Source organism: Alteromonas sp. CH_MED4-4 (assembly GCF_037029575.1).
Classification (GTDB): Bacteria; Pseudomonadota; Gammaproteobacteria; order Enterobacterales; family Alteromonadaceae; genus Alteromonas; species Alteromonas macleodii.
The window spans coordinates 54,503-67,210 of record NZ_JAYMEU010000021.1 but is presented as its reverse complement, the minus strand read 5'-3'; the positions used below and the strand labels follow the sequence as shown (position 1 = coordinate 67,210).

9 protein-coding genes and 1 pseudogene are annotated in these 12,708 nt (G+C 40.2%); 2 read left to right on the top strand and 8 right to left on the bottom strand.

All coding sequences use genetic code 11. From position 1 onward, the window contains the following. Positions 1-66: 66 nt before the first annotated feature. The gene (locus WA381_RS14615; RefSeq protein WP_069944652.1) at positions 67-1,026 is read left to right on the top strand and encodes a hypothetical protein; all 960 of its coding nucleotides are present in this window, start codon (positions 67-69) and stop codon (positions 1,024-1,026) included. A 349-nt stretch (positions 1,027-1,375) separates the two neighbouring features. On the opposite strand, the gene WA381_RS14610 is transcribed toward WA381_RS14615, so the two are convergent. The 8 genes and pseudogenes from WA381_RS14610 to WA381_RS14575 all read right to left on the bottom strand — a co-directional run bounded on the left by WA381_RS14610 (position 1,376) and on the right by WA381_RS14575 (position 11,906). Next, positions 1,376-2,824 (bottom strand): oligosaccharide flippase family protein, encoded by a 1,449-nt coding sequence (locus tag WA381_RS14610; protein ID WP_069944653.1) that lies wholly within the window; start codon positions 2,822-2,824, stop codon positions 1,376-1,378. 110 nt (positions 2,825-2,934) lie between these two features. Continuing rightward, complete coding sequence (locus WA381_RS14605; protein ID WP_069944654.1) at positions 2,935-4,038, bottom strand: polysaccharide pyruvyl transferase family protein; 1,104 nt, start codon at positions 4,036-4,038, stop codon at positions 2,935-2,937. Positions 4,039-4,126: 88 nt separating this feature from the next. Next, positions 4,127-5,218 carry a polysaccharide pyruvyl transferase family protein gene (locus WA381_RS14600; protein WP_081334016.1) on the bottom strand — a complete coding sequence of 364 codons (1,092 nt, stop codon included), beginning with the start codon at positions 5,216-5,218 and terminating at the stop codon, positions 4,127-4,129. Next, positions 5,215-6,375, bottom strand: coding sequence for a glycosyltransferase family 4 protein (locus WA381_RS14595; protein ID WP_156086689.1), 1,161 nt, complete (start codon positions 6,373-6,375; stop codon positions 5,215-5,217). The genes WA381_RS14600 and WA381_RS14595 overlap by 4 nt, the downstream gene beginning before the upstream one ends. Beyond that, positions 6,350-7,648 carry a DUF5935 domain-containing protein gene (locus WA381_RS14590; protein ID WP_069944657.1) on the bottom strand — a complete coding sequence of 433 codons (1,299 nt, stop codon included), beginning with the start codon at positions 7,646-7,648 and terminating at the stop codon, positions 6,350-6,352. Before WA381_RS14590 ends, WA381_RS14595 begins: the two co-directional genes overlap by 26 nt. Positions 7,649-8,121: 473 nt before the next feature. After that, positions 8,122-9,615, bottom strand: a complete 1,494-nt coding sequence (xrtA, locus tag WA381_RS14585; RefSeq protein WP_069944658.1) for an exosortase A — start codon at positions 9,613-9,615, stop codon at positions 8,122-8,124. A 37-nt stretch (positions 9,616-9,652) separates the two neighbouring features. Then, positions 9,653-10,492 carry an XrtA system polysaccharide deacetylase gene (locus WA381_RS14580; protein WP_069944659.1) on the bottom strand — a complete coding sequence of 280 codons (840 nt, stop codon included), beginning with the start codon at positions 10,490-10,492 and terminating at the stop codon, positions 9,653-9,655. Between the two features lie 2 nt (positions 10,493-10,494). Then, a pseudogene (locus WA381_RS14575) lies at positions 10,495-11,906 on the bottom strand (TIGR03013 family XrtA/PEP-CTERM system glycosyltransferase). Positions 11,907-12,055: 149 nt separating this feature from the next. Between WA381_RS14575 and WA381_RS14570 the strand changes: the two are divergent. Continuing rightward, positions 12,056-12,688 carry an XrtA/PEP-CTERM system exopolysaccharide export protein gene (locus WA381_RS14570; protein WP_014977096.1) on the top strand — a complete coding sequence of 211 codons (633 nt, stop codon included), beginning with the start codon at positions 12,056-12,058 and terminating at the stop codon, positions 12,686-12,688. The last annotated feature ends 20 nt before the right edge of the window (positions 12,689-12,708 follow it).

Below are 12,708 nucleotides of genomic sequence, written 5' to 3'. Positions count from 1 at the left end.
CACTTTGTGGTTAAAGTAATGTGCGACTTTGAAATGGACTCTGAAGCTTGGTCATAAGGAAAAGACATGCAGTTTGATTATATAATTGAAAAAATTAACAATACCGAATTATCGACATCACCTTTTTTACACCTTGAGCTGAACAATCTTTTCACTCCAGAACATTTTGAACAGCTTGTCAGGGCAAAAGAGCTAAACATAAGCGACTGTAAAAACGATAAAGATTTGTTTGAAAAGCTGTTTAATAATGGCTATAAAATAATCGACTTCCCAGGCTGTATAAATGACCACGAAGAATACATAAAATGGCATGAACATAAACATGCTTCTCAAAAAATTAATACAGCATGTGAAGGTTTCGGAATTGTACTTAGGCTCAAACAGCCAGAGTCAACGATAGTTCGAGAATTGACTAGCTTTCTCGAAAGTGATGAATTCATTCAATGTATTTCAAGAAAATTTGGTGTGCAAGCTGACGAATGCAATTACGACAGTGGCATTCAAAAATACTTGGATGGTTATGAAATAAGCCCTCATCCAGATATTAGAAGAAAAGCACTAACATACATGGTAAACCTAAACCCATCGATAAACTCTGAGTTGAGTGACCATCATACCTACTACATGAAATTCAAACCTGAATATACCTACATCAGGGAGTATTGGAAAGGGAATAAGAATGTAGACACGTGCTGGGTGCCATGGGAGTGGTGCAATACAGTTAAACAGCAAACTAAAAACAATAGCATAGTGATCTTTTCTCCTAATAACGAAACTCTACACGCAGTTAAAGCAAAATATGACCACCTGCAATACCAGCGTACGCAATTGTATGGAAACCTATGGTACAAAGAAAATCCATGTGATGTGCTGGGAAGAGCTTGGGAGTCACTTGTGATAGATCAAAGCACACAACGTGATGAGAGTGGTATTTCTCGCCTGATACCCTGGAGAATTAAGAATTACATTGAAGCTAAAAAAGCCTCGAAGACAGACAAAAAAAACCACGCGAGTAGGGACTATTAAAGCAGTAATAGTCCAAGACACAGGCTTGGCTTGCCACCGTTGTGGCATGTCTAGGCCCTCGCTATAAAACCATTTGGAGCCAATGTAAAAGAAGGGATACTTGATCAGAAGTTGCATCCAGGAAAACTTTGTCTCAACCAAGTTCGAAAACCCACACATGCATTAGACAGTCACTTCTGAAACGGAGAAAATAGGAAAAATCCTTCTCCATATTCTCAATCAAATGCTTATCATTTGACTGTCTAGAGGTATAAATCGCTCAAATTCAACGTACACAAGATACGTTTTCGAAGACCAACCGATATCATTAACTATACTATCAATGCGAAACTCTTACGCTAGCAGGTTTTCAGCGACTCCTTCTAGAGCTAATAAACCGCGAGGCCAAAGAGGTGACTTCTTTGAGCACCTTGTGCTTTTTAAACAAAAATAGGAAAAATAAACACGCGACAAAATAAACTCCAAAGTACAGAGCACTCCCCAATACAAGGTAGACTATACCCTGCCCCGTCAACATTTGTGCTGATAAGACAGCAGAAAAACACGCCGTGGTCAAAAGCGAACAAATAAACAGTAAGCTAACTACAGGTAGGCCAAACCGCATAAAACAAAACACCAGCAAGATGCCCATCACAGTGAAAGCGAATACTATCCTTGCGATAATAAATTCTTCCATGCTGCCTGAGAAGAAAAACGTAAACAGGGCTAATAATAAGCTCAATGTTACCATTTCATAAACCGACAATAGCTTAACATCTCCATTTGCAATAAGCCCTTGCTGAACAAAAGTGGATACGGCAAATGTAATGGTGAACATGGCTAATAGCGGTAATAAGTGCGCAAAAGGCAGCCACTGCTGTCCTAAAAACAGCGAAACAAGCTCCTGATTAAAAACGTGTAAATAGCCAATAACGGGAAATATTGCACATAGCAATATGGTAAGCACAACCACGATGTGCTCTCCAATTGGATCGCCCCTTCTTTTAATTTCAGAAAAGCTTGCTAGGAATACATTAGATACAGGAGCGATTATTTCTCTACTTGGCAAGAATGAAAGGTTTCTCATTAAGCTAAAACCACCAAGCTGATCTGCACCGTACATTTTACTAATGAAAATCACGTCGAACTCGGCGCGCACGTACCCCAAAATAGAGCGAATGAGCATCCACAATGAAAAACTCATTTGCTCCTTTATGCGGCTCAATGAAAACTTCAAAGGATAAGGCGCATACCAATGAGAGAGCAGTGTTTTGCTGGTGTATGCTGCCAGCACGCCTATTATCATGGCCCAATAGTTCTTTAAAATGAAAGCCAGTACCACTGTAACTAAGAAACTCACAACTCTCTCAATCAAGAGTATTTTAGAAATGATGCCGTATTCCAAATCTCTTCTATGCATAAAGAGTTGGGGGCTTGCAAAGGCAGAAATTGGTAACACAAGTGCCATAGCGCGTATCGCAGATTCAGCTTCTGGTGCGTTCAAAAAGTTGGCCAGTACAGGCGTAAGTGCAAGCAGCGCAACAAACAGCGCGAGTTTAGACAATATTGAAATCGTCCATGCCGTTACAATGTCGCTATCATCCAGGGTCTTCTTCTGAATGATATATTGCTGAGTGCCTCCCTCAGACAATGTATCGAAAAGAAAGACAAGCATTGTAGCTATTGCAACTACGCCAAAATCTTGGGGCGTTAATAAACGCGCAAGAATCAGCAAGCTAATAATACCTATGCCGCGTTGGAATAATCGAACAATAAGGATCAGCGACGTACTGCTGGCCACTTTTCTCGCTAAGTTCAAACTTTTAAATCCTTATCGACTGTGTTCCACACAAAGCACACATCAAGAAGCCTTGATGTAGAACGCACAACAGTTTTCATTTATCAACATTCCTTGAGTCAGTGAAATATTCAGTCAAACACGGCATGCGTGAAGTTTTTTTCAGCGTCATTCTCGCAACGCTTTATACTTTGCGAAAAGTCGTGCCCTTCCAGCATTTTTTCAACAATACTAACCAAACTATCAGGCGACACTTCAAAATCCCCTACCCGAAATTTCTCTGGCCAATCAATATCACTAAGAAAGTTGCTGGCTTTTTCATGCACCTCGGCTAATAAAAAAGGAACGTGAGCCATAAACGCGTAAATTGCGCCATGTAGTCTAAAACTTAAAAATGCATCACACTCACCAATCTGATGCCACATACTCATAGGATTGGTGACATACTCGAACAGCTCAACGCTCACAGACGGGTCCAGAAGTCGAATAAACTTCTGTGTTGCAGCCATATCACCATGTATTTCATGTCCGTTGAATACAAAAAGTCGAAGCGCAACGCCACCGTCTCTTTTAGCATTCAGTGCATTGATTGCTGAGGCCAGAATTTGAAGCCGTTCACTATTTTCGTGACGCACTACTCCCGTTTCCCCACTAAACCATGACAGTGCTAAACCTATGGTCGATTTAGAGCTCTCTTGCCTTTCTTTAGGCTTCAACTTTTCAACCTTCGGCAACAGCCCTGCAAGATCGAAAGCATGTGTGCAAGGTAAGTCTAAATTGTAACTCTGCACCAATTCATAAGACTTTAGGTCTCTAACACAAAGAAAAGACATGCGTTTCATAAACTCGATAACTTTCTTTTCGTGTGCCACCGAATCAAAGGGACCTACAGAAACCCCAATAGCCCCAATCTTTAAGTCATACTTTTCAAAGTTTTTATTGGCATATTCCATTTCCCACCAGTCTTTGCCGTGGAAGATGGAACCACCAGAATACACTAGATGCTTATTTTTCTTAAAATGCCTATCTAACAATAACTCGTTAATGAACTGCAGACGATATGGCAATGTTTTCATAATCGGCTTTGCATTGTTGGATAGCTTAGGAATTTTTTTAGAAAAGAAATAACTGGTATCAGCGCCCCAGTAATGCTGCGCTCCCCACTCTGCGACTTTGCAAAAGCAATCGTCGCCCGTATTTTTCATACCGTAGAAGCCACTAAAGGTAACATTCATACCTATCCCTTATTTTGTTCAATGCGCGCAATTCCACAAACTATTTTTTGCATTAACACCATGGCTTGCTGCTTTATTGCATTTATGATTAATCTTTGGCGATTTTTGACGCTAGGCTATTTATGTAACTACCCGCTTCTGCATTTTCAGCAAGCTTCACATCAAGCTTACTTCGGTCGCTGCTACATTCAGCTAGAAGCGACTCAACTCTATGCTTCAAAACAGATGCGTCTTCTGCTTGCTTAACATCAACCCCGTCAACTTCCGTGTGTGATGTCAAGAATGCTTTCATTTTGTCATCGCACAGTAACGGCAAGAAAGGAATTCCCATACCGAAACCCATTATACAGCCGTGCAGACGACTACTCACAATAACGCGAGCATTACTTACCTTTTTCAACATTCGAACATGAGAAGAATCCATATTAGTATGCTCTTGATATTCCAACCCCAAAGCTTCAGCTACAGCCATCAGATTTTTTGATATTGTATCTAGGTCAGCGCCTGCCAACCTTACATCTGACGGATGGATTAGATGCAAAAAAACGTTTGAAGAACGTACTTGTGATTGCCAGTAACGTGGAACCAGATAGTTTATTGAGGGGCAAGCGGTAAGAACTAGTTTATTTGGTGCAAATTGCTCTAAAAAGTTGAAGGTATATACATCTCTCACGCCTAAATGGTCGGCGCCTTTCGCGATTTTAGGAAATAAATCACCTTTCATTTCCCCTCTTCCAGACATCTTATTAATACCAATACCATGCGCGGTGAAACGCAAGCCACTTTGTAGTACAACGTGCCAAAAAGGTTCAAAGACTGGCTGTAAAAGGCCTCCTCCACCAATTACCAGCAGCACATTTGGGTTATGCTGTTTTAAGTAGTCAATGTGCGCTTTAAACTCTTTTAACCATACAGGAGAACAAAAGAGGTCGGGGCCGTCTTTACCCACTATTTCTTTTAAACCAAGATGGGAAATATAGTCCCCAACGTTTCTTTTGTTTGCATAAATGTAAACGACAGGAGCGGTTTTTAAGTATTTTTTCCTCGTGAACTTTTGCTTTAAGTAGAATGAAAGTGAACCATAAAGATCAAATTTTTCAGCAAAATACAGTTCAAAACGCCATCGCAAAGGTTCCACCAACTTGAATATCAAGAAATATATTCCTTTTGTTATTTTCATTTCAATAATGTCAAATATGTAGACGCAATATGTTCGGCGGTATGCTCCCAAGTAAACTTGGATGAAATCGTTAGGCCTTTTTTTACTTTTTCATTGTAAAGCTGTTCGTCTGTAAGGAGGCTGCCTACAGCACTACTCAACGCAAGAAAGTCTTCAGCTTTTGCGCTACAAATCGCATCTTGCCCAATTTCTATAAGCACGTCAGCTTCAGAAGTTACTACTGGTGTTCCAGAAGCCATTGATTGCACAAGAGGAAACCCAAAGCCCTCTTCGCGCGATGCAAAAATAAACACCTTTGAGGTTTGCATTGCTTGAATAAGCTCGTCTTCGGTAACCCAGCCTTTTATAACAATGTCATTTTCAATTCCCAATGCTCGAATGGTTTTGGAAATGATAGAGTCTTCCCCTCCAACAAACCCTAAAATAGTGAGGGGATGTGCTTTCTGCAACTCTTCAGGTAACTGCGCCCATGCTTTTAACATGTTCTCTGGGTTCTTTTGATGACTGTCGCCGCCAAGCATGAGAACGCCTTGTTTAGATGTGTTGTTAAGTGGAGGTTTAAACCCCCTGGGGATACCATGATAAACGTACGAGCTCTTATTCTTTAATTTTGGAAAGCTCTGCGTTATATCACGCTTTGAATATTGCGATATTGTTAAAACATGGTCTGAAAATGAAAGACCAAGTCGATATACAGCCCACAAATAAGCTTTTTGTCTAAAAAAATAAAAATTCTCTTTCAAACTGCGGTTTTTATAGTACCGAAATATTTTGAGTGAGTGCCACTCCATTAAATCATGGGTTGTGGTTATTTGTTTAACTCGAGTGAATAAACAAACCCTATTTCCCGGCATATGCAGAAGGTCGACTTTATGAGTTTTTAACAATTTCGGAAGAATTAACTGCTCCCAACTAATTTCGTCCTCAGCATCTGCATTTACAATTTCGACATTATCTAACTTACAGATCTCATCGAGTCTTACTTGATATTTTTCTGCTGAATCGTTGTGCTCAAACCCTTTGTTAATAAATAAAACAAACTGGTGCTGATACAGAATCTTCGGAATTAGCTTGCATAACATAAAGGTATATAGGGGCATTCCTCTTTGTTTTCGCAATACGAATCTAGCATCAATAGCGACTTTCTTTTTCTTCATTAACTTGCTTGCTGCTTATGGAGTTTTTGGCGACAGAGAGGGTATAGAGTATATAAATCCAAGGGTAAAAGGCAACATTAATAAACATTCCACCCGCACAGTATAATAGAGTGAAAGTTTTTATCGCTTTCGATGATTCTGTACTCCAAGGGTCGTTAGGATTCGGCTTTTTAGAATTTAATAGCAGTGTATGAACTATAATGCCCAAGAAAATTAATAGCCCTCCATAGCCAGTCTCGGCCAACACTTCTATATAGATATTATGGTATGCTTTTGCACCACCTTGCGATATTACTACCTCTCCTTCCTGGCCGTACTGGTCTAGTTTTCCAGCATTTGCTAGATAAGCATAAAATCCACCGCCCAAGATAGGGCGATCAGCAACATAGTCAAATGCCCACCTCCAGACAACAATCCTTCCTACTGCCGATTTCTCTGTTGTTGTCCCTTGGTCAATTGTTTCCATTCTTTTCAACCAACCATCTGTAACGAATTGACTACCAATCACCGCTAACACCATTAAAAATGCAACGCCTTTTAGCTTTTTCTTGGTGTAATATAGATGCAACAAAACATACACTCCCAAAACAACTACCCCAGTTCTGGCCTGCGTGCCGACCTGTGTTGTAAGAGCACAAAAAACTACCAGATAACAATAATACCTGAATATTTTCTTATTTGAGAGAAAGCTATAGTGAGCCAAGTACAACGAAAGTGGTATCAAGCAAACAGCAAGAGTCGCCAGCATACTGCCTTCTGAGTACATAAAGCCAGAGCCTTGGAGGCCAATAAGAGATATACCATATCCGCCACCACCCATGGCAGACTTTATCCCGCCTATTGTGATAAACAGAGAAGAGGCCGCATATAAAATTGAAAGGACAAAGTCAAAGTCTTTTTTGGTGGAAATAGTAAATGGAATAAAAAACAATATAAAAAGAGTCTTTATTGCTGTGTCATACTTTATCGCAGAATATAGAGGAAATTCAGCGTTTAAATGAGAAAGCGTTATCCATAACATAAACCCAAAAAATAAAACATAAAATGCACCATTATTTACTTTTCGAAGCTTCTTAGCATTAACCAGCAGAGTTAATAAGAAAAAAGCGGTCAAAATTAGCGATAACGGCTTACCTGACAAAAAAGAAAAAGAGGTATTTTGCGGTTTAACTGTATCAATCCAGAGTACCGCGGCTAACGCGACATATGGCCTTGAGAATCCAAACACTATAAAAGTAATTATAATGAACGAATAAAATATATCTGTTATCATTCGTTGTTTTCCGAGTCAGCAAAAAAACTTTTAATAACAAAAAGAATTATAAATACGTGTATAAGGAGTGCGCCTGAATCTACACCTATGTCCATAAACCTTTTACTCCACCACTTAAAATCAAAAACAACTAAAATCTCTACTGATCCCCCCCCCCCAAAGCTCTTCGACAGAGTCATGGAGAAAACAAAGATTTGCTTGCTAAACCTTTTTATGTATTGTTGGCATTGTATTATCTAAGCTAAAGCTGTTTAACAACATGACCTCTATTAATGCATTAAGCGAAGATTCCATTTTTAAAATAATTCAAATCTAATGTGCGAGAAATTTACTCTTGCCCGTAAAAAAATAGAAAACTTTTATATACCTTCGTTTCTAATTTCACATGAAAAGCACGAACATAGTTGTGACAAAACGAATTCATATCGCTCACCTGTCTAAAACCTAACGCAAACTTCCGTATAATATCCAATCTAGTCAAGTTTGACTTTCGAGAGCGCTACGAGCTCTCGCAACTTCTCGTTTAACCCAGGCCCCTGTTGCTTGGTCGCCACCAACCAAATATGCCCTTTATAGGGCTTTGAAAGAAGTTTATTTATCACTTGGTTAATTTTCACTTTTTCCTTGGAAGCATAAACTTTTGAATTAATGACATACCATTTATAAATAAACAGCTGCTCTCCGGAGGGAGTCACAACCTCCGACATCAACAAATCGTGACCATCCAATTCGATGTTACGTGACGTCTCCAATGAGAAGTAGGAAGGATCGAAGTCGCGATTTTGGTAACTCGCTAACTCCCCATTCACCTCGTCGAAAAAAGCAATGAACGCGCTGGCATTACACTGTGTTCCTTGTAACGTCACCTGTATTTCATAATTAGGACTATCCACAACAGGAAACTTTATGAAAGGCGCACACGATTTGTCAGCGAACAGTGATAGGTCAACCATACTACTTGAATCGTTTGCAGTGTTTGTTTCTACGTTGGTATACGCAAAGTGACCTATTGCCAATATCAGCGAACATGAAACAATGGTTGCGACAGATAAGGTAGGCTTTAGCGCAGAGACTTCCTGATAATCGGAAGGCTTGGCCTCGCTATCTCTCATCAGCTCTCCAATACCCAACAAGCAAACAATAACAAATGCAAAGAAGAACCAACCATAGATAAGATGGTCGGCACCGGCGGCATGCTCCATGTCTGTCCAGTAAGCGATTAGGATAATGCCATACACGCGAACGATATTAGCCAAAATGGGAAATACTAGCGATATTGCCACAAAGGCCAGTCTGCGCTTAGCAGATACCAAATTTAAGTAAGCATAAAGACTACCAATTACAAAGCTTGCGATGAAAAAACTCACGCCGGAACAAGCTTCTGCCACTAAGAAGCGCCCTTGGGGGATTTCTATATATAAACCACTTCGAAACAATGGCACTCCAGTCAAGCGCAGAAGTGCTACCGAACCATTGGCGGCAATCTCTTGAAGATAAGGAATAAGTTGTTCGCCTACTGGAATACTAAAAAGCATGAAAACCAGCGGAAACAAAATGGTTTTAGCTGCTCTTGTGCCCACCATTAACCATATAATTGCGGGTAACAATGTAAAAGTAGCTGTATGTAAAAACAATTGAATGTCGCCTGCAATACCAACTATGTAAAGTGCCACCGCAGGAACAATTACGATAAATGCTAAAGGAGTTGTTTTAATTGGCTGCTCAAATAGCGTATAGCGCTTCAAGTAAATTAGGTAGATAGCACCTGGTACGATAAAAAAGCCATGGTTAAATATTTCGTTTCCATACCATATTTGGACTACGCTACTTAATCCACGCCAACAAAATAATACCCACAAGCAAAGCATTGTAAAACCTGAAACAAAGAACGCTTTGTTCTTCGCAAAAGATAGGTTTACCGCTTTCCGCTGGTTATTGTCTCTCGCGCCAGTATTACCCAGATGCATTTCCCTGCCCCTTTATTCTTACTTTAATAGTTACAGCCTATTTTATCTCGTAAGCTTGCTGCATTGTTACCCAGTTAAAGTCTTTAAGCAGCTTTTCTACTTTGCCTTCCATTCTTGACAAGTTGATGTAGTGACGAGCTTTAGACTTCCATGGAGCAGAATTAAATTTTGGTTGATCAGCATCTATCTCCCAAGGATGAAAATAGAAACTGTATGGCGCACTTTCAGATTGCATGAACTCAGTAATACGGCGTTTAGATAACCAATAAGGATAAAGACGAAAATAACCGCCACCACCAATCCCAATATTTGTTCCTTTCTTACGAACTGTTGGTATTGGAATCTCTATCAGACCATTCTCACGTTTGTATTTAAAGCGCGGCCAATCTGGTACACCATAGAGATCGTGGTTGATTGGATAAGTACTAGAAGAATAAACAAAGCCAAGCTCCTTTAGGATATCGTACGCCCACGTGTTCGAATCGTTAATTGAAAAACTCGGCGCTCTATAGCCTTTTAACGCCACACCGCCTATATCTTCAAGAATCTCTTTGCTTTGCTTAATATCATCGAAAAGCTCTTGCTCGGACATCGTTGTAGCGCGCTGATGCGCTAGTCCGTGGCTCGCAAGCTCATGACCTTCACTTACTATCCGTTTAATTACGTCCGGACAGCGCTGCGCCACCCAGCCTAACGTAAAAAATGTCGATTTAACGTTATTTTGAGCAAACAAATCTAGAAGGCGATGGGTATTATCTCCCACTCTCAAGCCAATCGAATCCCAATCACTTTTGTTTACTACGCCTTCAAAAGCAGAAACTTGAAAGTAGTCTTCCACATCTACTGTCATGGCATTGAGTCGATTATCTAGCTTCATGATTATCGCCCTTTGCCAAACAGTACAATTTCAACCGTACGGATAAGTATCAAAATATCTAACAGCAAACTTTGGTGTTTTACATAATAAAGATCGAACTTAAGCTTTTCCATAGAGTCTTCTACGCTGGCGCCATAAGGGTAATTGAGCTGTGCCCAGCCAGCTAAACCTGGTTTAACGTTATGACGCTGATTGTAATAGGGCACTTCGCGTACAAGCTGCTCTACAAACTGAGGTCTCTCTGGACGAGGTCCGATAAATGCCATTTCACCTTTAAACACATTTAAAAGCTGTGGTAATTCGTCTACGCGGTACTTTCTAATAAAGTGGCCAATACGAGTAACGCGATCATCATTCTTGCTTGCCCATTTAGCGCCATCTTTTTCTGCATCAGGTCGCATACTTCTGAATTTAATTATTTTGAAAAGCTTTCCGTTTAACCCCACTCGCTCTTGTTTATAGAAAACGGACACACCTGTACGTCTGCCATCATCGCAATAAATAATGAATGCGGTAATCAGCATAATTGGCCAAACAAAGAGGAATATGATGAACGCTAGGAACGCGTTGAGGGTGTAATCTAGCGCGTCTCGCAAATAATTCTGGCTCTGAAATCCATTGGAATAAATGACCCAACTCGGGTACATCAGGTTTACCACTATTTGCCCTGTTTCTCGCTCCATGAAATCTAAAAGCTCGGTAACTTCAATCCCTCTAAGCCTGCAGTCAAAAAGCACTTCTACAGGAAGCGTTCCACGACGTTGGTCGCAAGCGATGACTATTTCTTCTATTTCATTATCTGCAATGAACTGTTGAAAACTCTCGTCTACCTTAAGATGAATAATCTTCTCTTTTCGAATTCCGTCTTCGCGATTGTCTCCTGGAATTGGGATGAACCCTACAAGCTCAAACCCAATTCTATCCACATCTCTGCGCATACGCTTTTCAATAATTGAAGCTCTTTCCCCTGCCCAAGGACTAATATGCGCACTTTCCCTAGGCCTAACAAGCCAAGACGGTTTGTGAAATATCTGAAAACAACTAAGGTTATAATAATTGAACAAACCGATGCCGGCAGGAAATAAGAATCCATAACCAAGTCATCAAAAAATGCTCGACTTAGCACTTCGACTAAAAAATAACTCAGTCCCACGCTTACGAATATGCGACGGATGATACCCCGAAAAGTTTCTCTTAACTTCGCTTCATACAACCCAACGGATAACGAACACAACAATATTGAAACTGTAAGCATTCCTACGTTGATTATCAGTTTTTCCACCGCCACATTTGGCGACATTCCAATTTGCGTAAGGATAAAGTGAGAAATATAACCCATGTAAGCAATGAGCAACGCTTCTGTTATTACTAGTATATTTGAGCGTTTATTTTGATTGCGCTTGTTTACTGCCACCCCTGGCCCCCTAAAACTGCGGCGTTTTTCCCATCATAAAGGGATTTATTCCAATAGACTACAATTGTTATTGGCATTATAGTGACATTTACCGTAGGGTAAACGGCAAAAGCCATAAATTAACCATAATGAGTGTAGGATGATCTCTTATGTTCCGCTTTAAAAAACTAATAACGTGCTGTGCTCCACTTTTACTTATCGGTCTTAATGGTTGCAGTAACACTGGCACTCTGCCTGAAGCAACTACCCGACCTTCACTAACTACCAATGTTAATGATTACCAATATTTAATTGGCCCAGGTGATTCCCTAACTATTTTTGTTTGGAGAAACCCAGAGGTTTCTGGCAATTTTATTGTTCGACCGGACGGAAAGGTGACCACTTCTCTAGTGGAAGATATTGATGTGGCTGGTAGAACGCCAACAATGCTTGCAAGGGAAATAGAAGAACAGCTTTCTACCTACATAAACAACCCGAGAGTGACGGTAAGTGTGAACAATTTCACTGGTCCTTTGAGTGAACAGGTTCGCGTGATTGGTGAAGCTACAAATCCAAGTGCTGTAAGTTACTCAGAGCACATGACGTTACTGGATTTAATGATAGCCGTAGGTGGTTTAACGGAATTTGCAGACGGAAATAACGCGAAACTGGTTCGAGTAATCGCCGGAAAACAAAAAACGTTCGAAATAAACATTGACGATTTGATTAGAGATGGTGATATCTCAAAAAATGTCGATATGCTACCTGGTGATATTGTAATTATTCCAGAAGCTTGGTTCTAGTTGTAAAGCAGTAAACGGAA